The sequence below is a fragment of the Bradyrhizobium sp. KBS0727 genome (genome assembly GCF_005937885.2).
Taxonomy (GTDB): domain Bacteria; phylum Pseudomonadota; class Alphaproteobacteria; order Rhizobiales; family Xanthobacteraceae; genus Bradyrhizobium.
Genome location: NZ_CP042176.1, coordinates 4305090 through 4330993, shown reverse-complemented (window position 1 = coordinate 4330993; position 25904 = coordinate 4305090). Strand labels below are relative to the sequence as shown.

General features: G+C 62.4%; 27 protein-coding genes. 9 read left to right on the top strand and 18 right to left on the bottom strand.

Annotated elements, in window-relative coordinates; all coding sequences use genetic code 11:
* Positions 1 to 18 precede the first annotated feature (18 nt).
* From FFI89_RS20165 to FFI89_RS20135, 7 genes are all read right to left on the bottom strand, one after another.
* Positions 19 to 648: a CvpA family protein gene (locus tag FFI89_RS20165; protein ID WP_138829431.1), complete on the bottom strand. Its 630-nt coding sequence runs from the start codon at positions 646 to 648 to the stop codon at positions 19 to 21.
* A 165-nt stretch (positions 649 to 813) separates the two neighbouring features.
* A complete protein-coding gene (radA, locus tag FFI89_RS20160; protein WP_138829430.1) occupies positions 814 to 2289 on the bottom strand; it encodes a DNA repair protein RadA in 1476 nt (491 codons plus the stop codon).
* A gap of 147 nt (positions 2290 to 2436) precedes the next feature.
* Complete coding sequence (locus FFI89_RS20155; RefSeq protein ID WP_138829429.1) at positions 2437 to 2622, bottom strand: hypothetical protein; 186 nt, start codon at positions 2620 to 2622, stop codon at positions 2437 to 2439.
* A 282-nt stretch (positions 2623 to 2904) separates the two neighbouring features.
* A complete protein-coding gene (locus FFI89_RS20150; RefSeq protein WP_138829428.1) occupies positions 2905 to 3519 on the bottom strand; it encodes a hypothetical protein in 615 nt (204 codons plus the stop codon).
* A 239-nt stretch (positions 3520 to 3758) separates the two neighbouring features.
* On the bottom strand, positions 3759 to 4046 hold the full coding sequence (locus FFI89_RS20145; RefSeq protein ID WP_138829427.1) for a hypothetical protein: 288 nt from the start codon (positions 4044 to 4046) through the stop codon (positions 3759 to 3761).
* Positions 4047 to 4569: 523 nt separating this feature from the next.
* The gene (locus FFI89_RS20140) at positions 4570 to 5454 is read right to left on the bottom strand and encodes a prohibitin family protein (protein WP_138829426.1); all 885 of its coding nucleotides are present in this window, start codon (positions 5452 to 5454) and stop codon (positions 4570 to 4572) included.
* A gap of 152 nt (positions 5455 to 5606) precedes the next feature.
* The gene (locus tag FFI89_RS20135) at positions 5607 to 6332 is read right to left on the bottom strand and encodes a sulfite exporter TauE/SafE family protein (RefSeq protein WP_138829425.1); all 726 of its coding nucleotides are present in this window, start codon (positions 6330 to 6332) and stop codon (positions 5607 to 5609) included.
* 190 nt (positions 6333 to 6522) lie between these two features.
* Here FFI89_RS20135 and FFI89_RS20130 point away from each other — a divergent pair, with 190 nt between their 5' ends.
* Both FFI89_RS20130 and FFI89_RS20125 read left to right on the top strand, forming a co-directional pair.
* Complete coding sequence (locus tag FFI89_RS20130; protein WP_168212968.1) at positions 6523 to 6891, top strand: GFA family protein; 369 nt, start codon at positions 6523 to 6525, stop codon at positions 6889 to 6891.
* 137 nt (positions 6892 to 7028) lie between these two features.
* The gene (locus tag FFI89_RS20125; RefSeq protein ID WP_138829423.1) at positions 7029 to 7475 is read left to right on the top strand and encodes a cupin domain-containing protein; all 447 of its coding nucleotides are present in this window, start codon (positions 7029 to 7031) and stop codon (positions 7473 to 7475) included.
* Positions 7476 to 7554: 79 nt separating this feature from the next.
* Here the strand turns inward: FFI89_RS20125 and FFI89_RS20120 are convergent, their stop codons facing one another.
* The gene (locus tag FFI89_RS20120; RefSeq protein ID WP_246669200.1) at positions 7555 to 8526 is read right to left on the bottom strand and encodes a tripartite tricarboxylate transporter substrate binding protein; all 972 of its coding nucleotides are present in this window, start codon (positions 8524 to 8526) and stop codon (positions 7555 to 7557) included.
* A gap of 171 nt (positions 8527 to 8697) precedes the next feature.
* Here FFI89_RS20120 and FFI89_RS20115 point away from each other — a divergent pair, with 171 nt between their 5' ends.
* Positions 8698 to 9693 (top strand): tripartite tricarboxylate transporter substrate binding protein, encoded by a 996-nt coding sequence (locus FFI89_RS20115; RefSeq protein WP_168212967.1) that lies wholly within the window; start codon positions 8698 to 8700, stop codon positions 9691 to 9693.
* Positions 9694 to 9709: 16 nt separating this feature from the next.
* On the opposite strand, the gene FFI89_RS20110 is transcribed toward FFI89_RS20115, so the two are convergent.
* The 5 genes from FFI89_RS20110 to FFI89_RS35220 form a co-directional block, all read right to left on the bottom strand.
* Positions 9710 to 10480: an exodeoxyribonuclease III gene (locus FFI89_RS20110; protein WP_138829420.1), complete on the bottom strand. Its 771-nt coding sequence runs from the start codon at positions 10478 to 10480 to the stop codon at positions 9710 to 9712.
* A gap of 151 nt (positions 10481 to 10631) precedes the next feature.
* Complete coding sequence (locus FFI89_RS20105; RefSeq protein ID WP_138829419.1) at positions 10632 to 13547, bottom strand: GAF domain-containing protein; 2916 nt, start codon at positions 13545 to 13547, stop codon at positions 10632 to 10634.
* A 252-nt stretch (positions 13548 to 13799) separates the two neighbouring features.
* A complete protein-coding gene (gene alr, locus FFI89_RS20100) occupies positions 13800 to 15038 on the bottom strand; it encodes an alanine racemase (RefSeq protein ID WP_138829418.1) in 1239 nt (412 codons plus the stop codon).
* Positions 15039 to 15086: 48 nt separating this feature from the next.
* Positions 15087 to 16589 (bottom strand): replicative DNA helicase, encoded by a 1503-nt coding sequence (locus tag FFI89_RS20095; RefSeq protein ID WP_138829417.1) that lies wholly within the window; start codon positions 16587 to 16589, stop codon positions 15087 to 15089.
* A gap of 305 nt (positions 16590 to 16894) precedes the next feature.
* A complete protein-coding gene (locus FFI89_RS35220) occupies positions 16895 to 17017 on the bottom strand; it encodes a hypothetical protein (protein WP_256379141.1) in 123 nt (40 codons plus the stop codon).
* Between the two features lie 204 nt (positions 17018 to 17221).
* Between FFI89_RS35220 and FFI89_RS20090 the strand changes: the two genes are divergently transcribed.
* Positions 17222 to 17428, top strand: a complete 207-nt coding sequence (locus FFI89_RS20090) for a transcriptional regulator (RefSeq protein ID WP_138829416.1) — start codon at positions 17222 to 17224, stop codon at positions 17426 to 17428.
* Between the two features lie 11 nt (positions 17429 to 17439).
* On the opposite strand, the gene FFI89_RS20085 is transcribed toward FFI89_RS20090, so the two are convergent.
* The gene (locus FFI89_RS20085) at positions 17440 to 18690 is read right to left on the bottom strand and encodes a cyclopropane-fatty-acyl-phospholipid synthase family protein (protein ID WP_138829415.1); all 1251 of its coding nucleotides are present in this window, start codon (positions 18688 to 18690) and stop codon (positions 17440 to 17442) included.
* Between the two features lie 258 nt (positions 18691 to 18948).
* On the opposite strand from FFI89_RS20085, the gene FFI89_RS20080 reads away from it, so the two are divergent.
* The 3 genes from FFI89_RS20080 to FFI89_RS20070 all read left to right on the top strand — a co-directional run bounded on the left by FFI89_RS20080 (position 18949) and on the right by FFI89_RS20070 (position 21242).
* Positions 18949 to 20085 (top strand): hypothetical protein, encoded by a 1137-nt coding sequence (locus FFI89_RS20080; RefSeq protein ID WP_138829414.1) that lies wholly within the window; start codon positions 18949 to 18951, stop codon positions 20083 to 20085.
* A 96-nt stretch (positions 20086 to 20181) separates the two neighbouring features.
* Positions 20182 to 20787 (top strand): TetR/AcrR family transcriptional regulator, encoded by a 606-nt coding sequence (locus tag FFI89_RS20075; RefSeq protein WP_138829413.1) that lies wholly within the window; start codon positions 20182 to 20184, stop codon positions 20785 to 20787.
* Positions 20784 to 21242, top strand: a complete 459-nt coding sequence (locus tag FFI89_RS20070; protein WP_138829412.1) for a PaaI family thioesterase — start codon at positions 20784 to 20786, stop codon at positions 21240 to 21242. The genes FFI89_RS20075 and FFI89_RS20070 overlap by 4 nt, the downstream gene beginning before the upstream one ends.
* A gap of 62 nt (positions 21243 to 21304) precedes the next feature.
* On the opposite strand, the gene rplI is transcribed toward FFI89_RS20070, so the two are convergent.
* From rplI to rpsF, 4 genes are all read right to left on the bottom strand, one after another.
* A complete protein-coding gene (gene rplI, locus FFI89_RS20065) occupies positions 21305 to 21901 on the bottom strand; it encodes a 50S ribosomal protein L9 (protein WP_138829411.1) in 597 nt (198 codons plus the stop codon).
* Positions 21902 to 21955: 54 nt separating this feature from the next.
* A complete protein-coding gene (locus FFI89_RS20060) occupies positions 21956 to 22930 on the bottom strand; it encodes a hypothetical protein (RefSeq protein WP_138829410.1) in 975 nt (324 codons plus the stop codon).
* Between the two features lie 122 nt (positions 22931 to 23052).
* Positions 23053 to 23292 (bottom strand): 30S ribosomal protein S18, encoded by a 240-nt coding sequence (gene rpsR, locus FFI89_RS20055; protein ID WP_002711478.1) that lies wholly within the window; start codon positions 23290 to 23292, stop codon positions 23053 to 23055.
* A gap of 5 nt (positions 23293 to 23297) precedes the next feature.
* Positions 23298 to 23771 (bottom strand): 30S ribosomal protein S6, encoded by a 474-nt coding sequence (rpsF, locus tag FFI89_RS20050; protein ID WP_138835494.1) that lies wholly within the window; start codon positions 23769 to 23771, stop codon positions 23298 to 23300.
* A 347-nt stretch (positions 23772 to 24118) separates the two neighbouring features.
* Here rpsF and FFI89_RS20045 point away from each other — a divergent pair, with 347 nt between their 5' ends.
* Together FFI89_RS20045 and FFI89_RS20040 are read left to right on the top strand one after the other, a co-directional pair.
* On the top strand, positions 24119 to 24844 hold the full coding sequence (locus FFI89_RS20045; protein ID WP_138829409.1) for a TetR/AcrR family transcriptional regulator C-terminal domain-containing protein: 726 nt from the start codon (positions 24119 to 24121) through the stop codon (positions 24842 to 24844).
* Positions 24841 to 25866: a fatty acid desaturase family protein gene (locus tag FFI89_RS20040; RefSeq protein WP_138829408.1), complete on the top strand. Its 1026-nt coding sequence runs from the start codon at positions 24841 to 24843 to the stop codon at positions 25864 to 25866. The genes FFI89_RS20045 and FFI89_RS20040 overlap by 4 nt, the downstream gene beginning before the upstream one ends.
* Positions 25867 to 25904 lie beyond the last annotated feature (38 nt).

The window sequence follows — 25904 nt, the reverse complement described above, 5'->3', positions numbered from 1 at the left end:
CCTCTCTTTTGGCCAGAATTATTTGCCCGCGGGTTTCTCGATCAGCTTTTTAAGGCTGTCACGGGCAGGTTTACTGTAGCCATCACCGGACCCAGGGGCTGCCTGGTCGGTGTCAGTTTGATCGTCGTCGGGTTTATTCTTCTTGAATCTCTTTAAGATGGTGTTCTCAGGGTCGTCCGGCAAGAGTGACATCAGCCAATCGCCGGTTCCCTGCAGCACCAGCCGGGACTTCGCCCCGGTGATCCAGTCGGGCCGCTGCTTGTCCGGAACCAGCCAGACGAAGAACTGGTAGGCCACCACCACGATCAGCAGGCCGCGGCCGAGCCCGAACAGGAACCCGAGCGTGCGGTCCAGGGCGCCGATCCGGGAATCCAGGATCATGTCCGAAATTCGCACGGTGATGATGGACACCACGATCAGGGTACCGATGAAGGTGCCGGCCACCACCACCACGGAGGCGACCGTGTCGTTGTTGAAGTAGGTTTTTGCGGTCGGCAGCAGCTTGGCGAAAGCATAAAGCGTGACGAGGGCGGCAGCACCCCAGGCCGCGATCGACAGGATTTCGCGCATGAAGCCGCGCACCAGGGCAAGCAGCCCCGAAATCAGCATCACCCCAAGCAGGACGAGATCGAGTATCGTTATCGGCATCGGCTGGTCAGGTCCGCTCGTAGGTTCTCAAGCAGCGAATCGGGGGCGTCATCGACACCCTAGGTGAGGGGCATATGGCATATCCCGCAAGGCCGGATATCGCGCCATCCCGCTCGCCCTTCGCGCGCGTTGTATAGCGGCGAGGGCGGGGCGCGTCACGCCGCTTTAGCCGTTCTCGCGCCGGAATCGCGCCGGTGTGGCATTTTTCTCAGCCGCGCCCTCGCGATTGGCTTCCTTATTTCCCTCTTTATTCCCTCTGGGCGTCCCGCGCGCCGCAATGTCCGCGACCAGGCTGGTCAGTCCGCCGACGGTGTTCAGCACCAGACCGGCATCGCTACCGACGTCGCCGCGCGTCGATTCGGGCAGCACGGCGCGGCCAAAGCCGAGTTTGGCGGCCTCTTTCAGCCGGGCCGAGGTTTGCGCCACCGGCCGGACTGCGCCGGACAGCGAAATCTCGCCGAAATAGACCGCATCCGTCGGCAGCGGCGCGTTGACCAGCGAGGATACCAGGGCCGCGGCGGCCGCGAGATCGGCGGCCGGTTCCTGGATCCGCAGGCCGCCGGCCACGTTCAGATAGACGTCGTAGCCGGACAGCTTGACCCCGCAATGGGCCTCCAGCACCGCCAGCACCATCGACAGCCGGCTCGGATCCCAGCCCACCACGGCGCGGCGCGGGGTGCCGAGGGTGGTCGGCGCCACCAGGGCCTGCAATTCCACCAGCACCGGGCGAGTGCCTTCGATCCCGGCAAAGACCGCGGTCCCCGGGCTGCCGAGATCGCGCTCGGACAGGAACAATTCGGACGGGTTGGAGACCTCGCGCAGGCCGAGACCAGTCATCTCGAACACGCCGATCTCGTCGGTCGGGCCGAAACGGTTCTTCATCGCGCGCAGAATCCGGAAATGCTGCGAGCCTTCGCCCTCGAACGACAGCACCGCGTCGACCATGTGCTCGACCACGCGGGGGCCTGCGATCTGGCCGTCCTTGGTGACGTGGCCGACCAGAATGATCGCGGCCCCCGACTTCTTGGCGAAACGAATCAGCGCCTGCGCCGAGGCGCGGACCTGCGTCACCGTGCCGGGGGCTGATTCCACCGTGTCGGTCCACATGGTCTGGATCGAGTCGATCACGATCAGGCGCGGCACCGCGCCTTCCGACAGGGTCGAGACGATGTCCTCGACCGAGGTTTCTGCCGCAAGCTGCACTGGCGCGTCGGCCAGTCCGAGCCGCTCGGCGCGCAGCCGCACCTGGGCCACGGCCTCTTCGCCGGAGATGTAGACCACGCGATGCCCGGCGCGCGCCATCATGCTGGTGGCTTGTGTGAGAAGCGTCGATTTGCCGATGCCGGGATCGCCGCCGACCAGCAGCACCGAGCCGCGGACAAAGCCACCGCCGGTGACGCGATCGAGTTCGCCCATGCCGGACGAAAGGCGCGGCGCGTCGGTGCTCTTGCCGGTCAGGCTTTCCAGCGCAAACGTCCGCCCCTTGCGCTTGGAGCGGATCGAGACCGGCATCGAGGTGGCGCCGGTGGTGTCCTCTTCGGCCAGCGTATTCCACTCGCCGCAGGACTCGCACTTGCCCTGCCAGCGGTTATACGCTGCGCCGCAGTTCTGGCAGACGAAGGAGAGGGTGGATTTGGCCATGAAGGGAGTGAGTCGCCGTTGAAGAGTAACGCGTTGATAGCATGGAAAATCTCAAATTGTTCCTAATTTGTTCTTGGTCGCCGTCGGGTACTGGCCTGTTTTAACCCCTAGTGGCCCACTTTGATTTTGGCAGTGGCCTAGTTTGCCTTAGCGATGTTCAAGCTGATCGCCATTGAAGATGTGCAACATGCCGGAGAAGGCAGGGTGGTCTGCCTCCACTACATACCGAACGGCCCCGGCTCGGTTTGTAAATACCGACACGATGAAGCCCGGATATTCGTAACCTGAGCGCTTCTTTACTCGGTCGCCTACTTTGAACGGTACATCTGTCATTTTATCCCCTGTAGGCCGCCTCAGTTGGCGGCCTCTTTCATTTTGACATCCCGCAGTGGAAATCCCACCTCGATACACGCTTTGGGGCGCGTTATCGCTTCCTCGTAATCCCTTGTCGCGCAACAATACGCCACGCCGCGCTCCACACGCACCAGCGTTAGGGAAAAACCACGAATTTGAGAGTGGCCTGTTTTGAATCTGCGAGTGGCCTATTTCGGCCAGTACCCGCCGTCGATCCATTGCCGTTGGGACTGCTAGCCGCTTCGGTTGGCGGTCTCTTGGTCAGCGCGAAAACACGCGCGTTCCGGACGGCCATCTTCGCTTGTCCCCCACGGGGCTCGCGCCAATTTCCCACCCCGCGCCTCCCCAAATCGCGTCTACGACGCCAAGCTCACCCGCGATATCTCGGACAAAAAAGATGTTCGGGTTGGAGCTGGTTTGCAGCGCGCCACTGTCACCACCGGGCTGCTGTCGCAACAGGCACCAGACATCGACCAGGCCGCTCTCATGGCCTTGGCCGAGTTCCGCCAAAATCTCCTGGTCGCTGGCGGTTGAGTTCAGGACGTAAGTTGGAAACGATGTGCCGCCCGCATCGTCCTCGACCTTGCCCGTGAACCGGCGCGCGAATGTCGCGCCGAGCCAGGAAATCCTGACGGTGGCGCCTGACGAGATGTCTTCCTTGAAATGTTCCCGAGCGACGAATTTTTCGACGTGAGGGATGGCCGAGGTCGACGACGGATCGGAAGGTTCCTCAGCTTTGGGGTGCAGGGAACACCCAACGCGATCAGTTGCGACAACCGAATTCGGTCGGCCTGTTTTGGTATCATCGGCAGCTACGGTGAGGGCCGGTGCGGCCAGAAAAAAAACCAGCGAGAGGTTGAGGCTTAACCGGCGCATTTTGTTGTTGTCCCTGATTCCGCTTTGGTCGCGGAGGCAAGGTAAACCGCATCCTGCAGATGTAAATCAAAGAACAGGTTTCTGGTTAAGGATAAAAAGTAACATCAACTGCAATCCAGATTTGAATCAAATGCAGTTGCTTCTTTGGATGCTCAACTGATCCGGACTGCCGTCGGATGTGCTGCTGTCTACGGGTCCGACGGAGCCGAGCGACCAGGTGAGGCGATCGGCAAGCGCATCTAAACTCGTATCTCGCGCTTTGACAGCAGCAAAGGCGGATTGTCCCGCGGCACGGAACCGGTCGGCAATGCCCGGCAACATCGCGCTTCCGCCCGAAGTGGATCGCTCAAACTCCAGCGAACGCGCCAGGACGGATTGTTCGCATAAGCCGGAATTCGCCATACCCAGATCGTCTCGTAGACGCTGTCTCCGAAACGTTCGACATCGGGCTTTGCTGTCGGCCAGAAAGCCGAGCCGACGAGCGCGACGGTTAACATCATCGTGGAGGTGATAATCACTTTGCGCATCACGCGCCTGCCTTTCCTGCCTGTCGGGGCCTTGATGACCCGCGACTCCCATTGCTCCGACTGCGACACGTCGAAGGCTTCAGCTCCAGGGCAACATCGACTACGACGGCCGCCTACTTGCGGCACCAATTGCATGCGGCGCCGTTGAAGCAAGATGTGTCGCCTGGGTTCTCGAAGCTTGCGTCCGGGTCGCTGATCGACCCTGTGATGCTTCCTTGAACAAAGTCCTTTTTCCGCAAACGTCGAATTCAAGTAATACGATTGTCATAGTCGTAATGATGGGGTGTAGGCAATCCGCCTAACAACCAAAAGTGAGTGCGCGACAAAACTCTTTCGTGTTTTTCAACACGCAAAGCCCCGTAAATTTACGTCGTTCACGAGGATTATCGGAGCCGCCAGCCAGGAAATAGCAAGGCCGCCTCGGCATCCAATTCGAACCGCGTAAACCGCGCGAGCTGATCAGAAAGCGGCAATGCCCGGGATTGCGATCCCGGGCATCATCGCTTGCGGATGAATTCGATCCCTATTTCACCGACACGAACGGCACCGACGAGCCCGGCACCATCGTGGTCGGCAGCACGCCGTTCCAGCGTTCGGCCTGCACCAGGGTGACGAGGTTCGGATTGGTGCCGAGCGCCTTGGCGCGTGCTTCGATGGCGGCGGCTTCGGCTTCGCCTGTTATCCTGATGTTCGAGGCCTTGGCTTCGCCGTTCAGCCGCGTCGCTTCGGCGTTGGCCTGCGCCTCGGCGCGGACCGCGTTGGCCTTGGCGGTGGCCTGCGTCACCGTGATCTGCGCCTGGACTTTTTCGCGCTCGGCGTTCTGCTGCAGCTTCTGGACTTCCACCTCGGCCAGCATGCGCTGCTCGATCGAGTGCAGATAGTTGGCGCTGAACTCGATGTTTTCGAGCTGGACGCTCTCGATGATGATCATCGGGTCGTCCTTCAGCGTCGCGGTGATGGCATCCTTGATGGCGCTGTTCAGCGGCCCGCGCTCCTGGATCGCCTTGACCGCGGTGTAGCGGCCGAACACGACCTTGACCTGCTGGTTCACGACCGGGCTGACAACCTGATTGACCGCCGTCTGCAGCAATCCGAATTTCGCATAGAGATCCGCCACCTTTTCCGGCGCCGCGCGCAGGGTGACGCTGATCTTCAGGTCGGCCGGTTGCTGATCGTAGGAGTAGGAGTTCATCTTGTCCCAGGTAAAGGTCGTGGTCTTGACGCTGACCTTCTCCACGGTGTCCATCAGCGGGACCTTGAAGCCGAGGCCCGGCTGGGCGGTGCCGATCACCGCGCCATAGCGCAGCAGCACGCCGCGCTCGGTCTGATCGACGGTGTACCAGCTACCCGCGGCAATAATGACAGCGATAACGAGGGCGACAATGGCGCCAATAATTCCCCTGCTCATTTGGTCTCTCCAGGCTTGGACGGTCTTTTGGGCAGTCGAACCCACGCCAAGCCAATATCTGGGGTCACTTACCGAAATGATCTGACACGCGTCACTTGGTCGGACGTTCGCCGGGATTGGTTCAGATCGATCGGCCGGGTTCGGCCGAAATTTTATGAAAACGCCGCCGACCAGAGCAGGGACAACCCGGCTGCGATCATGATGCCGTCCATCAGCAGGCGGAACACGTTGGGATCGAGATGCAGCACAAAGCGCTTGGCGATGAAGGCGCCCGACATCAGCGAGGCGCCGGCGATCAGGCCTTTCAGCGCGACATCCGGGGTCAGCGCGCCGAAGCGTTCGAAGGTCACGGACTTGCTTAAGTAGAGCCCAAGCGAGCTTGCGGCTTCGGTCGCCAGGAACGCGCCCTTGGTCAACCCGTAAAACAGAAACAAGGGAACGCTGAGCGGGCCGGTCGAGACCACGATGCCGGTGATGTAGCCGATCACGGCGCCGCCCACGGCCAGGTGCCAGAGCCGCGTCCTGAGCTGGTGCCGGGCCAGCCAGTGCCGCACCGGGACCATCGCAATCAGAAACAGGCCGATCGCCAGATCGACGGTGTGCGACGGCAGCGCCAGCAGCGTCCGCGCGCCGAGTGCCGCGGCCGGGATCCCCGTGACCGAATAGGCGAAGCAGGCGCGCCAGTCGACCTCGCGCCACCAGGCGAGAATCCGCGACAGGTTCGCCATCACGGCCGCGACCGCCATGATCGGCACCGCTTCCTTTGGGCCGTATTGATAGATCAATACCGGCATCAGCATGATCGACGAGCCGGTGCCGACGATGCCCGAGATGGTGCCGGCAACAAGCCCGACGATGAGGACGAACAGGAAGCCCAAGAAACGTGATCTCCGCGACTCGTTCGGCGGGAACGGAAAGCCTAGCAATTTCCGCAAAGCAGCGGCAACGCAATCGCGGGGAATCGCCGGCGTCAGCAGGCCACCGCCGGCGGCCTGCTGCTGACACCATGCTGTCAGCAGGCCCCGGTTATGACGTCGGCCATATCGGGTCATGGGGAAGGAACGGATCGTGCCAATCAAGGGAAGCTGCCATTGCGGCCAGACGCAATTCGAGGTGAGCGAGGCGCCGGCCGGCGTGACCCGCTGCACCTGTTCGCTGTGCGCCAAGCGTGGCGCGCTGTGGGCCTATTACACGCCGGCGCAATTTCGCCTGACGTCGCCCTCTGAAAACGTCGCGACCTATCAGTGGGGCAGCCGCACCGTCAAACATCATTTCTGCGCGAATTGCGGCTGCGGCACCTATTCGGAATCGCCGGACTGGTCGACTGGCAAGCCGGACTTCGACAATCCGAAGGTCGGCATCAATGCGCGGCTCTTCGATGAATTCGAACTCGACGCCGTGCCGGTGACGGTGATTGACGGCAAGAACCTGTGGTGATGACGCGATGATCCGTCATGATCGCCGTGTTTCGCTGCAATGCGGTCATGACCGGGTCCAGGTTCGCGCGCGGTTCGGCTGACGTCTGCGGCCAAAGCTGCTAGCATCGCCGCAAAATACAGCGGAGGGGGATTGCCATGGACGCCGTGACGCCGACGGGCGCGACCGCCAACAACCATTCTCATCTGGTTCGTCCCGACAGCATGGAATGGCAGAAGACGCGCTTTCCCGGCTGCGAAGCCAAGACGCTGCTGTTCGATCGCAAGACCGGGCTGATGACCGCGCTGATGCGTTTTGCGCCGGGCGCTGTCTTGCCCGACCACGAGCATGTCAACATCGAGCAGACCTACGTCCTCGAGGGCTCGCTCGTCGACAAGGAAGGGCCAGCCCAAGGCATCGAATGCAAGGCCGGCGAATTCATCTGGCGCGAGGAAGGTAGCCGCCACGTGGCCTGGTGTCCGGAGGGCGGGCTGATGCTCGCGATCTTCCAGGTCCCGAACAAGTTCTTCGAGGCCGACGGACGCGTCATCGACGCCGCGGGCGAGGATTGGGATGCCGCCTGGGGTCACACCGGCAGGGGCTAACATCCTTGGTGTGATGCTCTCCGCGTGATGCTGCGCCGGAAATTCGGCGGCCAGGGCGACGCGGCCGCCGTGGCTGCGATCATTGTTGCGGAATTTTTGCGGCGCCGATCACCTGCTTCCAGCGCCCGATCTCGGAGGCGATCATGGTCCGCATCTTCTCGGGCGAGGTGCCGCGGACCTCGTTGCCCATGGCCTCCAGCTTGCCTTTGACTTCCGGCATCTCGAGCACCGCCCGTACTTCGCGGTTGAGCCTCTCGACCACAGGCGCGGGCACGCCTTTGCTGGTGGCGATGCCGAGCCATGACCGGACCTCGTAATCCGCAACGGTCGCGGCGACCGGCGGCACGTCGGGAATGGAGAACCAGGGCTTTGCGCTGGTCACGCCGAGGCCGCGGATCGTGCCGGCCGCAAGCTGCGGCGCGGCGATCGTCAGCGTGTCGATCAAAATATCGATCTGGCCGCCGAGCAGGTCGTTGATCGGGCCGCCACCGCCCTTGTAGGGCACGTGGATCATCTTGATGCCGGCCATCGATGACAGCAGCTCGCCGACCAGATGCTGGGTCGACCCGACGCCGACCGAGCTGTAGGTCAGCGTATCAGGCTTCGCCTTCGCTTCCGCGATCACATCCGCCAGGGTCTGAAAGCGCGACCCCGCCTTGACCGCGACGACGAAGGGAAAGAACACCGTCGTCGAGATCATCTGAAAATCGTCGACGGGATCGAACGGCAACGTCTTGTACATCGCGGCCGACACCGCGTGGCCGCCGGTCAGCATGATCAAGGTGTAGCCGTCGGACGCGGCTTTGGCGACGCGGTCGGAAGCGATGTTGCCGCCGGCGCCGGGACGGGCCTCGACGATGACGGGTTTGCCAAGCCGGCGGGAAAGGCCATCGGCAATGATGCGGGCGATCGCATCGGCGTTGCCGCCCGCGGCAAATCCATGCATCAGCGTGATGGGGCGGGAAGGGAAGTCGTCGTCGGCGCGGGCGGCAAAGGTCGCAACGGCACAAAGCAGTGCTGCGAACGCAGCGATCGTTGTGAAAAATCTCACGCGCATTCCTCCGCCCGACGCCTTTTGAAGTTTCCATAGCAGACGTTGGTCCGCAGTGCGAAACAATCCGGCTGTTGCTGCGGCATTTTGCGCGTGCAGGATGTTTCGTCCCGTGCTTCATATTGCGCAAGAGCGATGGCAGTCGCCGACACGCTTGCAGGGAGATCGACCATGCCAAGGGCCAGGATAGGGGCCGAGATCGACCGTCGTCGCGCGCTCGCTTTGCTTGGCGCAGCGCCTTTATTTCCCCACATCGCACGTGCGGAGCAGACCTGGCCCACGCGCGCGGTGCGCTATGTGCTCGGCTTCGCCGCGGGAGGCGCCACCGACAGCCTTTCGCGCGTGTTCTGCCAGAAGATGAGCGCCCTGACCGGGCAGCAATTCGTGGTCGAGAATCGTGTCGGCGCCGGCGGCGTGATCGCCAACGATGCCGTCGCCAAGTCCACGCCGGACGGTTACACGGTCGGCATGGGTGGGATCGCCAACAACGTGATCGCGATCGGCACCTATGCGAAGCTGCCCTATAAACCGGCCGATGATTTTACGTTCATCAGCGGCCTGTGGCAGTTGCCGAACATTCTGGTGGCCGCCAAGGACTTTCCCGCATCGAACGCCAAGGATCTGCTCGCGCTGCTCAAGCAGAATCCGGGCAAATATAACTACGCCTCGGCCGGCATCGGCACCACGCTGCATCTTTCCGGCGAGATGATGAAGAGCATGGCCGGCGTCGACGTGCAGCATATTCCCTACAAGGGCGGCAATCCCGCGCTGATGGACCTTTTGGCCGGACGAGTGAACATGCTGTTCGACAATCTGCCGGGCTCGCTTTCGGCCGTGCGCGAAGGCTCGGTCAAGCCGATCGCGGTGACGGGGAGAACGCGGAGCCCGGCGCTGCCGGATACGCCGGCGATGGCCGAGCTGCTGCCGGGTTACGAGATGACGTCATGGGCCGCTTTGTGCGGCCCGGCCGGCATGCCCCAGGACACGATCGCGCAGATCAACGAACAGACGCTGAAGGCGTTAGGCGATCCGGACCTGAAGCGACGCTTCGAGGAACTCGGCGCCACTGCCTGGCCGACGTCGCCCGCCGAGCTCATCGCGTTCCGCGCCAGCGAAGAGGCGCGTTTGCTGCCGCTCATTCGGGCGGCGGGCATTGTCCCGCAATAGCTTCACTTCAACAGCTTCACTTCAACACGATCCAGGCCGGCGCGTGGTCGCTGGCGCCTTCCTCGCCGCGCACCTTGCGGTCGACGCCGGCCTTGGTCAGGCGCGGCGCCAGCACCGGGCTCAACAAGAGATGATCGAGCCGCAATCCTGCGTCGCGCGGCCAGCGGTTACGCTTGTAGTCCCAGAACGTGAACATCGGCTTGGACGGATGCAGGGTGCGGATCGCATCGGTCCAGCCTTGTTCCACCAATGTCTTGAAGGCGGCGCGGCTCTTCGGCTGGATCAGCGCGTCCTTGTCCCACGACCTGGTCGGATAGATATCCATCTCCGTCGGCGCGACGTTGTAGTCGCCGGCCAGCACCACGGGGATATCCTGCTTCAGGAGCTTGCCGGCATGCGACCGCAGCCGCCTGAACCAGTCGAGCTTGTAGTCGAATTTGGGGCCCGGCTGCGGATTGCCGTTCGGCAGATAGAGGCTGGTGAGGATAATGCCATTGACGGCAGCTTCGATATAGCGGGCCTCGTGGTCGTCGCGGTCACCGGGTAGCACAGTGCGGGTCAGCACCGGTTCGGCGTTCCGCGCCAGAATGGCGACGCCGTTCCAGGTCTTCTGACCCTGCCATACCGCGCCGTAGCCGGCCTTCTCGAATGCTGCGACTGGAAAGTCCGCGTCGGTCGACTTCAATTCCTGCAAGCTTACCGCATCGGGCTTCGCCGCGCGCAGCCAGGCCAGCAGGTTCGGCAGGCGCCGGTTGACGTTGTTGATGTTGAAGGTGGCGATCTTCATGCGCGCATGTGACAGCAGACCTCGTTATCTTGCTAGGCCGTGAATGCTGGGCGGACGGTCCCCCAAGGTACGCGAAGTTCCGATAGCGGACCAAATTCCGCATCGCAGCGAAATGACGCGATGTGCCAGTAGCGGTCATTCCGGCTCTGGACTAGCGGGTGGTGCTATTGCCGCGCGGCAGACTCACAATGAACTCAGTAAACGCGCCCTGCTCGGTCTCAACGTCGATCTTGCCCCCGTGCTGCTTGACGATGATATCATGGGTCATCGACAGCCCGAGGCCGGTCCCTTCCCCCGTCGGTTTGGTGGTGAAGAAGGGATTGAACATCCTCTCCCTCGCCTCAGGCGGAATACCCGTACCGTTGTCTCGAATCCGAATTTCAATCGTATCTCCGAGCTTTTTAGTGACTGCGCTCAGCACCGGCTCGAAGTCTCCATCGGCCTCTGCCTTGCGCCTCGTCGCCGCATAAAAGCCGTTGGAAATCAGATTAAGTAATGCTCGGGTCATCTCCTGCGGATAAACGTCAAGTGCACCCACCTCCGGGTCAAGGTCGTGCTTAAGCGTGATGCTGAATCCCGGCTTCTCCGCTCGGGCGCCATGATACGCGAGGTTTAAGCTCTCCTCGACTAGGCGGTTGATCTCGGTGGACCGGCGTTCGCCGGAGCCCTCACGAGAATGCAACAGCATGTTCTTGACGATGGAGTCGGCCCGCTTGCCGTGTTGAACCACCTTTTCGAGATTGCCTTTCAAAAGCTTTCGAATTTCATCTAGTTCCTCCCGCCTGTCCCGTTCGTCAAGCGCGGTATTTTCAAACAGTTCGGTCATTTCGTCGATGAGCTCGGTCGAGAGCGCTGCGAAATTATTGACGAAATTAAGTGGGTTTTTGATCTCATGGGCGATGCCGGCCGTGAGCTGGCCAAGGGAGGCGAGCTTTTCTGTTTGGACGAGACGGTCCTGGGCCGCCTGCAAATCCCGCAACGCCTTTTCGGCAGCATCGCGCGCAATCCGTATTGTCTCTTCGGCGCGCTTGCGTTCAGTTATGTCGGCATAGATAAGTACGAATCCGCCGTCCGGCACCGGATTACGCCGCACTTCGATGACCCGTCCGTCCGGACGAGTGCGCTCGTAACGCATCTCCCGTCCGGTATCATCAAGACTGCGACTTAGTTCTGCCTTGAGATCAGTCGAATCGAACTCGCCTCGTGCCGCCAAATAGCGGAAGAGTTCGGCAAAGCTCGGACGGCTGATTAAAAATGGGTCAGCTAAATCCAACATCTTCTGCCAGTTACGGTTCCAGGAGGCGAGCCGCTTGTCGGCGCCGAACATGGCGACGCCGTCACCCATATTGTCGAAGGTGACCCGAAGCTCGGCCTGCCGTTCGCGTAGCTCCTGAAAAAGACGAGCATTCTCGATGGCGATCACCGCCTGATCGGCGAAGGTAGAGGCGAGTTCGATTTCTTTGTTCGTGAAAGGATCGACGCGGGTGCGTACGATGCTGAACACGCCTATGAGCGTGTTCTCCCGAAACAACGGAACGCCAAGGGTCGATCGATAGCCGGCGATCGCCTGACCTTCACTGAGAGTGTATTCCGGATCATGCAAGACATCAGTGATTGAAACGGCGCGACCTTCCATCGCTGCCCGGCCAGACGTAGAGCCCCGACCAGGCGTGAACGGGTGAGTCTGAAAAAATGCTCTTGCTTCTGCCGACAGTCCGTAATCCGCGATCAGGTGCCATAGGTCATGACGAAGGTGGAACATATACACCTGATCAGCCCGGCAGAGGCGGGCCACCGCCTGAACAAGAGTGTCGAGTACCATCTCGAGCTCGATAGATGAGCGGCTGATGATCTTGAGCACATCGCTAGTAGCGGTCTGCCGCTCCAGCGCCTCCTTAGTTTCATTGAATAGCCGTGCGTTCTCGATGGCGATCACCGCCTGATTGGCAAAAGCCTCGACCAAGGCGATGCGCTCTGGCGCGAAAAAGCCTTTGCTTGGACGACCAACAAAAAGGCATCCGATACTTCGTCCATCAGCGAGCAGCGGTGCAAAAATGGCAGAACCCATACCCAGCGCGCGGCATCCGTCGCGGGCCATCGGCGGCACTCCAGGAGCATCGATATCTTCCACGACAAGGGTTCGGCGCTCGAGGATCGCGACCCCGCTGGCACTATTGCGCGTAAGCGGCGCGGGGTACATTGCCTGGATCAGTTCGCTACGTTGCCCTCCGTAAGCACCAACATCAAGCTGACCATCACGCACGGTCATCAGCCCTACACTTGAGCTTTCAAACAAACGTTCGCAGCTCTGAACAATCACCTCGAACACTGGTTTGGCGTCGGCCATAGAGCCGGAGATAGCGGTGAGGACCTCCGTTGTCGCACGTTGCCGTTCGAGAGCCTCTTTAGTTTCGTTGAAAAGCCTGGTGTTCTCGATTGCGATCACTGCCTGGTCGGCAAAAGTGGTGACGAGTTCAACCTGTCGAGCGGTGAATGGCCGAACCGCCCGGCGAGCCATGCCGAAAACGCCTATAGCTTTGTCTTCACGCATCAGCGGCACGCCAAGCATAGTGTGACAGTCCTCTATGCCGCGAGCGGTCTGCTGGTCGTAATCCGGATCAGTCTGGGCATCCAGGATGTGTACCGTGGCTCGCGTGAGAGCCGTGCGGCCAATCACACTGCCTTTTCCCTTAAGCGGCTGTCGGGTCAACTCTTCATTGAGCGCCAACGATTGGCCAAAACTCGCCTCGATCCGGTAGCAATCGTCGTCAGTCGGCCGAGCAATATTGCCCATGTCGGCTTCGCATAACCGGCACGCAGATTCGACCAGACTGTGCAGCACGGTCTTCAGGTCGAACTTCGAGCGGCCGATGACTTTGATAAGATCGGCGGTCGCCAGTTCCCGCTCCCGGGCCTCCTGCAACTGACGCCTGGCTTCTTCGAGTTGCTCTTGTAGTCCAATATCAGTCGAAGGGGCACGTCGAGCGGTTGCTGGCGCCAAACCGCGTTCAGCGCCCTTTGGCCCTGGCTTTTTTGCCTCGCCGCCTGTCTTGGCACGCCTTGCCATAAAGCCGCCATCGGTTGGGAGGTTCCCACCCTACCAGCCTAAGGGAATGCTTAGGAAGGGGGCCTGAAATCCGCTTCGCTACTGCAATATGAAACACTGGCTAATGTCGCAGTTGGGTCAAACGCTACCGAGTCGGATCGGCAGCAAGTCCGGCCATGTCCGTTATTGCGCCGAGACCGGAAGTAATAAATTCAGAGCATTAACGACTCTGGCGTTCATCAAGCTGGCGTCAAGCCGAATCCCCGCCCAAGTCTAGTCCGATGCAGCGACAGGATCTGCGGGCGCCGCGGCGGCGGGCTCCTTCGCCGGTGCGTCACCGCCCTTGTAGACCCGCGCATAGCGCTTGCCGAGACTGGTCAGCACCTCGTAGCCGATGGTGCCGAAATGATGGGCGAGTTCGTCGACCGTGATGCCTTCGCCGATCAGCGTCACCATATGACCGCGGCGCGCCGCGTTCTTCTCGATATCGGTGATATCGACCGCGATCAGGTCCATCGAAATCCGTCCCGCGATCGGGCAGCGCTTGCCGGCGACCACGACCTCGGCGCCGCGGGTGCCGTCATTGGCGCTGGCCGCGCGGAAATATCCGTCGGCATAGCCCGCCGATACGAGCGCGATTCGGGTCGGCCGCCGCGCGGTCCAGGTGCCGCCATAGCCGACGGTCTCGCCGCGCTCGACATTGCGAACCTGCACGATGCGCGCCTTCAATTCGACGACCGGCTGCATCGGATTGTCGGCTTCGGGCGTCGGATTGATGCCGTAAAGCGCGGCTCCCGGCCGGACCAGGTCGAACTGGAACTGGGCCCCGAGAAACACACCCGAGGAATTCGCCAGCGACGCCGGTACGCCCGCGAACAGGCTCGCGATTTCACGGAAGGCCGTGAGCTGCCTGGCATTGAGCGGATTGTTGAGCAATTCGGCGGAGGCGAGGTGGCTCATCACGAGCGTAATGCCGTGATCGCCGGCATTGATGCGGGGGATGATGCCCTGCGCCTCGGCAACCGTCAGGCCAAGCCGGTTCATGCCGGTGTCGATGTGAATGGCGGCGCCGCCCGACCAGCCGGAGCGGCGGCAGAACACGTCCCATTCCGCGAGCTCGTTGAGGTCTCCGATGACGGGTCTGCAGTCGATCGCGGCGTAGCTGTCGCCGGTGTTCTGGAAGAAGCCGTCGAGCGTGTAGATCGAAGCCGCAGGCACCGCGGCACGGACCACGCGCGCCTCACCGAGGGTGGCTACGAAAAACGTCTTGCAGCCGGCATTGGCGAGCGCACGGGCGACCTGTTCGGCGCCGCAGCCATAAGCATCCGCCTTTACCACGCCGGCGCATTCGGCCGGAACCGCCGTCTTCTCGAGCTTGCGCCAGTTGGCGACGATGGCGTCGAGATCGACCGTCAGTACGCCGGTCGTGCTCGCGAGCGCGGCGGCCTGGTTTGCCTCGGGGGAGAGCAGGCTACTTGGCGGGATGGATTTGGGGTCAGAGGCGATGTTCATGCCGCATTTTACGCAGGCCTTCGCGGCGGTTCAACCGCGGAAGCCGCGTCAATAGAGGTTGCGGTCGGGCAACGTGCCGTCATGCGCGAGGTCGCTGAACCGGGTGAACTGGCCCTCGAAATGGACTTCCACCGTGCCGGTGGGGCCATGGCGCTGCTTGCCGATGATGATTTCGGCCTTGCCCAACGCGCGCTCCATGTCCAACTGCCAGGTCGCGTGCTCCGGGGTTCCCGCGCGTGGCTCCTTGTTGGCGAGGTAATATTCCTCGCGGTACACGAAGATCACGACGTCCGCGTCCTGTTCGATCGAACCGGATTCACGCAGGTCGGCCAGTTGCGGGCGCTTGTCGTCGCGGTTTTCGACCTGACGCGAGAGCTGCGACAGCGCGATGATCGGGACGTTGAGCTCCTTGGCCAGCGCCTTGAGATTGGTGGTGATCTCGGTGACTTCCTGCACGCGATTGTCGGAACGTTTGCCGGATCCCTGCAGCAGCTGGATATAGTCGATCACCAGAAGATCGAGACCCTTCTGTCGTTTCAGCCGGCGCGCGCGCGCCGTTAGTTGCGAAATCGACAAGCCGCCGGTTTCGTCCACGAAGAGCGGTAGATGCTCCAGCTGGATCGTGTAGTCGCGAATCTTGTCGAACTCGTTTTGGGTAATGCCGCCACGACGGATCATGCTGGAGGCGATGCTGGTCTGCTCGGCGAGAATACGGGTGGCGAGCTGTTCGGCCGACATTTCGCAGGAGAAAAAGCCGACGATGCCGCCATTGACGGTTTTCGTGGTGCCGTCGGGCTGCAGCTCAGCTTCATGGGCCCTTGCAATATTGTAGGCGATGTTGGTCGCAAGCGCCGTCTTGCCCATGCCGGGGCGGCCGGCGACGATGACCAAATCGGACCGCTGCAGACCGCCCATCTTGGTATCGAGGTCGCGCAAGCCAGTGGCGATGCCTGAGAGTTTACCGTCTCGCTGGAAGGCATTCGCCGCCATGTCGAGTGCGGTTGTCATCGCTTGCGAAAAGCGCTGAAAACCGCCCTCATAGCGCCCTGACTCCGCCAGTGCATAGAGCTGGCGTTCGGCTTCTTCGATCTGTGCACGGGGAGCAAAATCGACCGGTGCGTCGAAAGCGACGTTGACCATGTCCTCGCCGACCCGGATCAGGTCACGGCGCAGTGCCATGTCGTAAATGGTCCGGCCGTAGTCCTGGGCGTTGATGATCGTGGTCGCCTCGGCCGCCACGCGGGCGAGGTACTGGCTTGGCGTCAGTCCGAAGATGTCGGCGTCGACGGGGAAGAAGCTCTTGAGCGTGACAGGGGTCGCAACCTTGCCCATCCGGATTAGACTACCGGCTGTCTCGAAGATGGATTGGTGAATTTGCTCGAAGAAGTGCTTCGGCTCCAGAAAGTCCGAAACCCGGTAGAACGCGTCGTTATTGACCAGGATCGCGCCCAGCAGGCTCTGCTCCGCCTCGATATTGTGCGGTGCGCTCCGATAGGCGGGAGTTCCCACGTCGGGGGCGAGCTTGAGGACGTTCGAATCAGTCATGGCCATAGCGTGTGATGTTCTTCGGATTTTTGGCTTTTGTCAGGATTCCCTGCGGGGCGCGATAAAGCGCTCCCTCTGTGCAATCCGAAAGTCCGCGTAGGCCTTATGCCCGATTCACACAATGCGATTTGTGAATCCTGACGGTGCTTGCGCATTCCGCTTGACGGGAGTTGGCCGGCAACGGGAGCCGCGGCCGAAGCGCATTCGATAAAATGCCGCACAAAATTGAGGGGCGGCCTGAACCTTATCGCCAGATGGATGGACTTAATCGAAGGGCGAGGGCGTGTTCCGGCCGGGGTCTTAAGCGTTGATCAAATCAGGATGAGATAGATCAAGGCGATCAGGGCAGCGCCTACGCCAGTTGCGATCAAGGCGTAGTCGGTCCTGAGGTCGGCTTTCGGATCGAACGATGCTGGGTAGGGTTTCTGGGCCATGTCCGGAGATCTACGCCAGACCGGCAGGGGACTCTGTGAACTGGATCACATCAGCCCGTATTTCTTCGGGGCAGGTAGTGGCCCAAGAAACCGGCAAGAAACCGGCAGGGAGCCAGGCGGAAATTTGGAACGGGCCGACGGTTTTTGGGTTGGTAACGGCGACGGACTTGAACGGTCAGGAAACTTGGACAGTCAGGGAACACGATGGGTCAGGCACTCCAGACGTGGCGATCGGGAAGCGAACAGCGCGCATGGCTGTCGATGCTGATCGATACCTTTGAAGAGGTGTCGCGCCCTGAAATGCGTGCCGTTCCCTGTGACGCCCAAGTGCTTGCCGCCCTGCGCGCGCAGCTTGCCCGTCCGGCAAGTGTTTACGGGCCGTACGCGTCACCTTACGGCCTGCGTCACTAGGGTATCCGCCGTTATTCGCCGGCCAGTTGCAGCCGTGGTTGCCTGCGGCCCTCAATCTCGCGCAGCTTGGCTTCTTCACGCGCGATGTAATCGCGGGTGATCGGCACAATGCCCTGGCGCCGGGTGAGCTGGATCTGGAAATTCATCAGATTTTGCTTGCGGAACGACATCTCCGAACCCGCCAGATAGAACTCCCACATCCGTGCAAAGCGCTCGTCATATAGCCGCACGGCCTCTTCCCGCCGCGCCATGAACCGTTCGCGCCAGGCTTTCAGCGTTTCGGCGTAATGCAGCCTGAGAATCTCGATGTCGCACATCAACAGGCCGGCGCGCTCGATCGCGGGCACGACCTCGGAGACGGCGGGGATATAGCCGCCCGGAAAAATGTACTTCGTGATCCAGGGGCTGGTCACGTCGGGGCCGGTCGAGCGGCCGATCGAATGCAGCACCATCACGCCGTCATCGCTGAGAAGCTCGGCGCATCGCCGAAAAAATTTCTCGTAGAAGCCGACGCCGACATGTTCGAACATGCCGACCGACACGATCCGGTCGAACCGGCCCGGAACGTCGCGATAGTCGGCAAGGAGAAATCTCGCCGAATCCGTCAGGCGCTTCTCTGCCGCGCGGGCGTTCGCAGCCTGCAACTGTTCGGTCGAGAGCGTGATACCGGTAACCTCGGCACCGGTCGTTTCCGCAAGATAAAGGGCAAGACCGCCCCAGCCGGAGCCTATGTCGAGTACGCGGTTGCCGGGCTCGATCAAAAGCTTGGCGGCGAGGTGCCGCTTCTTGGCGAGTTGGGCATCATCGAGCGTGGTGTCCGGCGTTTCGAAATAGGCGCAACTATATTGCTTGTCGGCGTCGAGAAAGAGGGAATAGAGCCGCCCGTCGAGATCATAATGATGGGCGACATTGTCTTTCGAGCGGCCGCGCCAGTTGAGTTGCCCGATGTGCCTGCCGAAGTAGCGTAGCCACCATTGCAGCTGGGCCCAGCGCGGCACCATTCCGGGCTGATCGAGCAGGATTTCGAGTGCATCCGCGATCGAGCCGTTCTCGACCACAAACGTGCCATCCATATAGGCTTCGCCGAGCGCCAGTTCTGGATTGAGCAGGATCCGGCGTTGGGTCCGTTCGCTCAGGAACCGTACCGAGATCGGTCGGCCGCTGCCGTCGCCGCAGGTAAAGCTGGCCCCGCTCACGGCCGTGAAGGTCATCGTGCCGCGGCGAATGAACTGACCCAGGAAATAACGCAATAAACGGTCCATCGAAGCACCAATGGAACGACAATGACATTACACCTGACGCACTGTGGAACGGAAGGTTCCAATCTGCGTCAACGAGATCATAACTGTGACGATGATGGCGGGCTAGTGCTTTGTAGTCAAAGCGGATATTCCCGGTTCGAGCGATCACGCAGTTGCGTCATAAGTGCGCTTCCATTCGCGGGATAATCGGCTAAAAGGTGACCGCCGCCGGCCGCGCCGTGTGATGCCGGCCGCGATTCCGTATCTGGAGAAGCAGGGATGTTGAGCCGAGCGCTCAGTTTAGCGACGGTGACGCTTGTGATCGGCTGTTTTGCGGCGGGATCTGCCCATGCGCAGTTGACCAACCTCGAAGCCGGCAAGAGCCCCTCCCAGATTTTCGCCGGTACCTGCACTGCGTGCCATAAGAGCCCGCGCGGCCTGCTGAAAACCGTCCCGGCGTCGTCGCTGCCGGGCTTCCTGCGCCAGCACTACACGACCTCCAGCGACATGGCCTCGGTACTGGCTTCCTTCCTGGTTTCGAATGGTGCCACCGATACGCGCTACCAGGCCAAGGATGCGCCGAAGCAGGATCCGTCCAAAAAGGATGGCAAGCAGGAGGCGAAGCAGGACGGCAGGCCCGAAGGCAAACCTGACGGCAAACCGGAGCAGCTCGACCGCTTCGGCCGCAGGTTGCATCCGTCCGCGCCGGCCCAAGAGGCCTCAAAACCCGACGCCGACGGAATGGCGCCGCAAGGCGAGGGCGGCCGGACGGGCCGCGACGCCAGGCGACTGGCGCGTCCGGGCCAGGCGCCAGATGGCGCCAAGCCCGAGGACGGCCAGGTGCCGGCACAGGCCGCGACCGACAGCAAGCCGCGCGGCAAGCAGAAGCTAGGCAAGCGCGTCAAGCCCGGCGCCGAAGAGCCGAAGGTTGAAGAGGCCATAGGCAACGCCGCAAAGGACGATGCCGGCAAGACGGATCCCGCCAAGACCGAGATCGGCAAGACCGAGACCGGCAAGACCGACACGACGAAGACGGAAACCGGCAAGACTGAAACCGGCAAGACCGAAGCCAACAAGAGCGATGCCGACAAGAGCGAGGACAAGCCCGAGGCCACCAAGCCTGCCGGCGAGGGCAAGTCCGAGACGGCCAAATCTGAAACGGCGAAGGTCGACGCGCCCAAGGAAAGTAGCGGTAGCGAGGCGAAGCCGCCGCGGCCCGACCCGGTTCCGGCGGTGACACCGGCGCCGGCGGGATCCGCGACGACCGCCAGCGGCACGCCGGAGCCTGCGGCCAGCCCGTCTTCTGCCGCAGCCCCTGCCGCGGCACCACCGGCTGCGCCCGCCGTGACGGCGTCAGCGCCTCCGTCACCGCCGGAGGCTCCTGCGGGCCCGCCTGTGCCGCCGATCTCCCAATAAATTCAGTGATCGCAACGACGGTCCACGGCCTCGCTTGACCGCTTCTAGAGTGTTGCTCTAGAGTAATCGTCCAGTGAGAATTCGAGGGCGGATGCGGTGACAACGGCGCGCGAGGATTTGCTGGCGGCGGGATTGGCGGTGTTCGATCGCGACGGCTTTGAGGGCGCAACGGTTGCGGCCATCCGAACCCGTGCGCGGGCATCCAACGGCAGCTTCTTTCATTTCTTCGGATCGAAGAAGGAACTCGCCGGCACCCTGTTTCTGGAAATCCTCGGCCGCTATCACGCCTCGGTCCTCGCCGCGATCGGCGAACCCTGCGGCGCGCAGGAGGGGGTGAGGCGGCTGATCCGTGCGCATCTCGGCTGGGTCGTGAACAACAGGCGCGAAGCACGTTATCTGTTTGAGATTTCCCGCAGCGAATGGACCGAAGAGGTCCGGGGTGCGCAACGTGAGCAGAATTCGCGGCTGGCGGAAGCCGTCGAGCGATGGCGGACACCGCTGCTCGCGCGCGGCGAATTGCTGCCGATGACGGCAACGCTGTTCTTCAGCCAGATCATCGGGCCGGCGCAGATTTTCTGCCGCGCCTGGCTGTCGGGCCGCGACCGTGCCGATCCGAGAGACCAGATCGACGTCCTGATCGCCTGCGCCATCCGTGCGGTGGTCGCGCCGGATACAGGCAACAAGCCGGGAGAAAACCCATGACGGCAGATAGCGACCCTGATTTCGCGCCCATCGAAACGCAGATCCGCGACAACGTCGGACGGCAGGGTTTTATGAGCCACATTGGCGCGGAGCTATCCGAGCTGGCGCGCGGGTCGTGCACGCTTGAGGTCGACCGCCGGCCGGAACTGTTGCAGCAGCACGGGCTGTTTCACGGCGGCGTCACCGCTTTCCTGGTCGACAATGCGACCACGATCGCGGCGGCGACATCGCGGGGACAGTCGGCGCTGACCGCGGAATATAAATTGAATCTGTTGTCGCCGGCGGTGGGCGAACGCCTGATCTGCCGGGCGCGCGTGATCAAGCCTGGGCGTCAGGTCGCCGTCGTCGCGGCCGACGTGTTTTGCATCACCGATGGTGTCGAGAAGCACACCGCGACCGCGCTTGCCTCGATCGCCATGCTCGACGAGAAGGCGGCCGCCAGGATAGCAGGCTAAAAGTTCGAGCCCGGCCTGAGGGCCGGGCTCGAGGTTCTTCCTATCGCTTCGAATGAAGCGTTTTACTTCTCGGTCTCGGCCGCCGGCGCTTCGTCGTCGTGCTGGGCTTCCGGATCGAAGAACTCGCCGGCGGCGGCGAGCGCCTCGGCGGCGGCGTCCTGGTCTTCCTGGCGGGTCGAGATGTCTTCGCCGCGGTTGATGCGCTCGGCTTCATCGGCGCTGCGCGCCACGGTGACGCTGACGCTGACTTCGACTTCCGGATGCACCGCGATCGCGATCGCGTGCTTGCCGATGGTCTTGATCGGCGCGTCGAGCAGAACCTGGCTGCGGCTGATGGTGACGCCATCGGCCTCGAACGACGCAATGATGTCGCGCACGCTGACCGAACCGAACAGCTGGCCGGTTTCGGAAGCCTGACGCAGCACGACGACGTTGCGGCCGTTGATCTTCTCGGCGACCTTGCTCGCTTCGCCCTTGGCCTTGATGTTGTTGGCCTCGAGTTCGGCCTTCATGCCGTCGAACTTGGAGCGGTTGTCGGCGGTGGCGCGCAGCGCCTTGCCGCGCTTGAGCAAAAAGTTGCGGGCAAACCCGTCCTTGACGCGGACGACTTCGCCCATCTGGCCGAGCTTGGCGACGCGTTCCAGCAAAATGACTTCCATTTTCGTTCTCCTTTTGAAGTGATCAGTGTTTGGTTTGAGTGGATCGGTGGAATCTTAAGAAACGGGCAGAGGCGGCGGTTGCTTGCCGCGCAGATAACGCTGGCGAAATCCGAACACGGCGTCGGCAAGGCCGAGTACGATCATCGCCAGCACCGGCCAGCCGAACACCACGACGATGGCGTAGGTGCAGGACAGCCAGATTGCGCGGCTCTTCATCGTCAGCGTCAGCGTGTGCAGCACGGCAAAGCCGGTAAAGGCGTAGGCCATCATCAGCGCCGCGGTGGCGATCTGCGCGAACAGGGCGGCAAGTCCGCCGACGAAGCAAAGGGCCATCGCGACCGACAGCACCACCAGCGTCATCGGCGGCAGTTCCGCGGTTTTGAGATCCGGCCAGGGCCGGTGCAGCCGGCCAGAGGTCGCCGCGATCTTGCCGGCAAGCCAGAGATTGAGCGTCAACGTCATCATTGCGACGATCGCCGCCGCCGGCGGTGCGATGAGAGAAAGCGCGGCAACCCAGCGTTCGACGTCGCCCGCCGAGGCGGCATCGCGCGGCCCGAGTATCCGCAATAGCCCGCGACGCAGCGTGCCGGTGATGGTTTCGGCATCGGTGCCGAGCGTCAGCATGGCCGCGATGGTCGTGAGCGCGGCAAAGCCCGCGATCCAGAGCAGGATGCGGCCGACCGGATACCATTCGAGCGTGGGTGCAGCCGGCGCGGCATCGGCGGTGGGCGCGGCGCTCTGCATCGGCCGGCCGAGCAGCGCGAGATGGCCGAGCCACCAGGCAGGCAACGCGACAGTGAGGGCAAAGGCCGCGCAATAGGGCAGGCCGAACATCGCGCCGAGGCCGGACGCGGCGGCAATGCCGCCGATCGTGGCCGCGAGCGGTCCCCATCCGATCGCCGTCACCATCAACGGCAGCGGCGACAGATAGAACAGCACGAGCGAGATCAGTGCGCCCGAGATGATCGAGGCGAACATCAGCGCCGACGCAGAGCCGGCCGCAAGCGCAATGAGTGTAATCGCGATCATCAGCTGTCCCGCTCCTTTCGAGCGGTTAGAGGTCTTCTCGACCCCAACCATCGGCGACCGGACGACCCGGAAGCCTTATGAAGAGTGCGGTCCGCGGCGCTGATGCCGCGGACCGGAATGGTTTAGCGAATAACGTAGGGCAAGAGGCCGAGGAACCGCGAGCGCTTGATGGCGCGGGCGAGTTCACGCTGCTTCTTGGCGGAGACGGCGGTGATGCGGCTCGGCACGATCTTGCCGCGCTCGGAGACGTAACGCATCAGCAGCTTGGAATCCTTGTAGTCGATCTTCGGCGCATTCGGACCCGTGAACGGGCAGGTCTTGCGGCGACGGAAAAACGGACGGCGTGCACCAGCTTCAGCCATGATTCTTACTCCTCAACCGCTGCGGTTGCTTCGTCCTCACGCGGCCGACGCGGGCCACGGTCGCCGCGGAATCCACCGCCTTCGCGATCGCCACGGAATCCGCCTTCGCGGTCGCCGCGGAAGCCGCCGCCACGATCGTCACGTTCGCGATCGCGATCAGCCTTGCGCATCATCGCCGAGGGACCTTCCTCGTGCTCTTCGACGCGGACGGTGAGATAACGGATCACGTCTTCGCTGATCCGCTCCTGACGTTCGATCTCCGTGACCGCAGCCGAGGGAGCATCGAGATTCATCAGCACGAAATGCGCTTTGCGATTCTTGTTCATGCGATAGGTGAGCGAGCGCACGCCCCAGTTTTCCATCTTCACGACCTTGCCGCCGAGACCTTCGACGATGCCGGTCATCTGGGTGGTCAGTTCTTCAACCTGCTGGGTGCTCGCATCCTGACGCGCGAGAAATACATGCTCGTAAAGAGGCATGGGTGTCCTTTCCTGTGTTGGCGCGGTTCCCGGCGGCAAGCCCTTCGAGACCTCCGGAAAGGACTCGATAATGCTCAGAAGGCGGAAGCACGGGACGACGGGCCGACTGGCCCTGCCACATCAACATCGCCAAAAGGTGAGATTGCTGAGACCGTCCGTTCAGCTCCCGGCCGGGATCCACGGATGCGCGGGTTATAAGGATTTTGCGCCTGCTGGCAAGCGTTGATGCCAGGTTTGGCTGGTTTCTGGCCGGATTCCTGACCGGGCGGGACCGCGCAGGGGATAGCACAGGCTCTCCGTTGACATGTTTGTTTGTATATCATACAAATAAGTATCGAGAGGGCAAAATGGCTCCCAAATCCGTCCAATCGGCTCCCGAAGCGCCCAGCGGCGATCCCAAGCACGCCGCCCGCGCGACCCGCTCGGCGGGGCGCGAGATGCGTTCGCGGCTGCTGGACGGCGCCAGCCGCCTGTTCCGCGAGCGCGGCCTGGCCGGCACGTCGATCTCCGATATCGCAGCCGCCGCCGACGCTTTCCCCAGCCAGATCACCTATTACTTCCGCACCAAGGAAGCGTTGTTCGTCGAAGCCGCCTGCCGCGACATGCTGTATGTGGCGCGGGCGGCCGAGCAGGCGGCGCTGCAGGTGCATACGCCGCGGGATTACACGCGCGCGCTGGTCGAGAGCGTGACGGCGACCGATTCGGTGGCGTTCTTCGCCGAGGCGCTGACCTTGACGCGGCGCCGCCAGGATCTGGCGCCGCTGGTCGAGCGCACTATCGAGCGGCTGCACGGCGAGGGGCTGCGCGCCTATTCGAACCAGATCGAACGGCACGGCTGGAATACCTTGCGCGATCCCGACGCGACCTCGCGGCGGTTCTGGGCGGTCGCGATCGGCGTGATGGTCGAGGGCTATGCCATGGGCCGCTCGGCGGAAGAACTGTGCGCCGAGATGCTGCGCGTGTTGGGCGAGCAGGCGACTCCAAAACCGGCCGGCGACCGTACGCGCCTGCGCGTCGTCGATGACCGCGATGCATCCGTTTCAGATTCACCCGACGGGGAGACTTCATCATGACCGCGCTTCGCATGCGGGCCCGCGATTTCCTGACCGAAGATCAACTGATCGCCGTGCGCGAGCGCTCGACGTGGAAGGGCGCGGCCATGATCGTGCACGCCTGGGCACTGATATTGGGCGCGATCGCGCTGGTGGCGTGGTGGCCCAACCCGCTGACATTCATTCTGGCGGTCGGCATCATCGGCTCGCGTCAACTCGGGCTTGCGATTCTGATGCATGACGGCGCCCATGGCTGTCTCTCGGCCGACGAGAAGACCAACCTGACCCTGAGCCAGTGGTTCTGCGCCTATCCGATTTTCGGCGAGACGCGCGCCTATCGCCGCTATCATTTGCAGCATCATGCCAGGACGCAGCAGGACGACGATCCCGACCTGGTGCTGTCGGCGCCGTTCCCGATCACGGGGATAAGCTACCGTCGCAAATTCGTGCGCGATATCACCGGGCAGACCGGCTATCAGCAGCGCAAGGCGCAACTGCTCAACGCGCTCGGGCCGAAGGAATGGCCGCTTTCGCAGCGCGCCGCGCATTTCTGGGAGAAGCTCGGCCCGCAATGCATCGTCAATGCGGTGATGTTCGCAGGGCTCGCCGCCGCCGGCGTCTGGTGGGCCTATCCGCTGCTATGGCTGTTGCCGCTGGTCACCTGGCAGATGGTGATCACCCGCATCCGCAACATCGCCGAGCATGCGGTGGTGCCCGACAGCGCCGATCCGCTGCGCAATACCCGCACCACCCACGCCAATTTCCTCGAGCGGCTGTTCATCGCGCCGTACTACGTCAACTACCACCTCGAGCATCATCTGCTGTTCTACGTGCCCTGCTACAACCTGCCGCGGGTGCACCGCATCTTAAGCCAAAGCCGGCATGCGGCCCGCATGGAAGTGCAGCCGAATTACGCGACCGTGCTGCGGCTGGCGACGGCGAAGCCGAACCAGCAGGATCGCCCCGGACAGTTGGCGAGCAGCGTGCGCCGCGCGCGGGCCGGTGCCGAGGTAGGCAGCGATCAGGCGGCCGGCGGCTTCTAGGGTGGGATGGGATTAGGCCAGGTCGCGATGCGAGGCCG

Excerpts from the sequence above, each read along its gene's own strand:
- FFI89_RS20165 (WP_138829431.1), bottom strand. The coding sequence starts at position 648 with ATGCCGATAACGATACTCGATCTCGTCCTGCTTGGGGTGATGCTGATT.
- radA (WP_138829430.1), bottom strand. The coding sequence starts at position 2,289 with ATGGCCAAATCCACCCTCTCCTTCGTCTGCCAGAACTGCGGCGCAGCG.
- FFI89_RS20155 (WP_138829429.1), bottom strand. The coding sequence starts at position 2,622 with ATGACAGATGTACCGTTCAAAGTAGGCGACCGAGTAAAGAAGCGCTCA.
- FFI89_RS20150 (WP_138829428.1), bottom strand. The coding sequence starts at position 3,519 with ATGCGCCGGTTAAGCCTCAACCTCTCGCTGGTTTTTTTTCTGGCCGCA.
- FFI89_RS20145 (WP_138829427.1), bottom strand. The coding sequence starts at position 4,046 with ATGCGCAAAGTGATTATCACCTCCACGATGATGTTAACCGTCGCGCTC.
- FFI89_RS20140 (WP_138829426.1), bottom strand. The coding sequence starts at position 5,454 with ATGAGCAGGGGAATTATTGGCGCCATTGTCGCCCTCGTTATCGCTGTC.
- FFI89_RS20125 (WP_138829423.1), top strand. The coding sequence starts at position 7,029 with ATGGACGCCGTGACGCCGACGGGCGCGACCGCCAACAACCATTCTCAT.
- FFI89_RS20115 (WP_168212967.1), top strand. The coding sequence starts at position 8,698 with ATGCCAAGGGCCAGGATAGGGGCCGAGATCGACCGTCGTCGCGCGCTC.
- FFI89_RS20110 (WP_138829420.1), bottom strand. The coding sequence starts at position 10,480 with ATGAAGATCGCCACCTTCAACATCAACAACGTCAACCGGCGCCTGCCG.
- FFI89_RS20105 (WP_138829419.1), bottom strand. The coding sequence starts at position 13,547 with ATGGCAAGGCGTGCCAAGACAGGCGGCGAGGCAAAAAAGCCAGGGCCA.
- alr (WP_138829418.1), bottom strand. The coding sequence starts at position 15,038 with ATGAACATCGCCTCTGACCCCAAATCCATCCCGCCAAGTAGCCTGCTC.
- FFI89_RS20095 (WP_138829417.1), bottom strand. The coding sequence starts at position 16,589 with ATGGCCATGACTGATTCGAACGTCCTCAAGCTCGCCCCCGACGTGGGA.
- FFI89_RS35220 (WP_256379141.1), bottom strand. The coding sequence starts at position 17,017 with ATGGCCCAGAAACCCTACCCAGCATCGTTCGATCCGAAAGCCGACCTC.
- FFI89_RS20090 (WP_138829416.1), top strand. The coding sequence starts at position 17,222 with ATGGGTCAGGCACTCCAGACGTGGCGATCGGGAAGCGAACAGCGCGCA.
- FFI89_RS20085 (WP_138829415.1), bottom strand. The coding sequence starts at position 18,690 with ATGGACCGTTTATTGCGTTATTTCCTGGGTCAGTTCATTCGCCGCGGC.
- FFI89_RS20080 (WP_138829414.1), top strand. The coding sequence starts at position 18,949 with ATGTTGAGCCGAGCGCTCAGTTTAGCGACGGTGACGCTTGTGATCGGC.
- FFI89_RS20070 (WP_138829412.1), top strand. The coding sequence starts at position 20,784 with ATGACGGCAGATAGCGACCCTGATTTCGCGCCCATCGAAACGCAGATC.
- rplI (WP_138829411.1), bottom strand. The coding sequence starts at position 21,901 with ATGGAAGTCATTTTGCTGGAACGCGTCGCCAAGCTCGGCCAGATGGGC.
- FFI89_RS20060 (WP_138829410.1), bottom strand. The coding sequence starts at position 22,930 with ATGATCGCGATTACACTCATTGCGCTTGCGGCCGGCTCTGCGTCGGCG.
- rpsR (WP_002711478.1), bottom strand. The coding sequence starts at position 23,292 with ATGGCTGAAGCTGGTGCACGCCGTCCGTTTTTCCGTCGCCGCAAGACC.
- rpsF (WP_138835494.1), bottom strand. The coding sequence starts at position 23,771 with ATGCCTCTTTACGAGCATGTATTTCTCGCGCGTCAGGATGCGAGCACC.
- FFI89_RS20045 (WP_138829409.1), top strand. The coding sequence starts at position 24,119 with ATGGCTCCCAAATCCGTCCAATCGGCTCCCGAAGCGCCCAGCGGCGAT.
- FFI89_RS20040 (WP_138829408.1), top strand. The coding sequence starts at position 24,841 with ATGACCGCGCTTCGCATGCGGGCCCGCGATTTCCTGACCGAAGATCAA.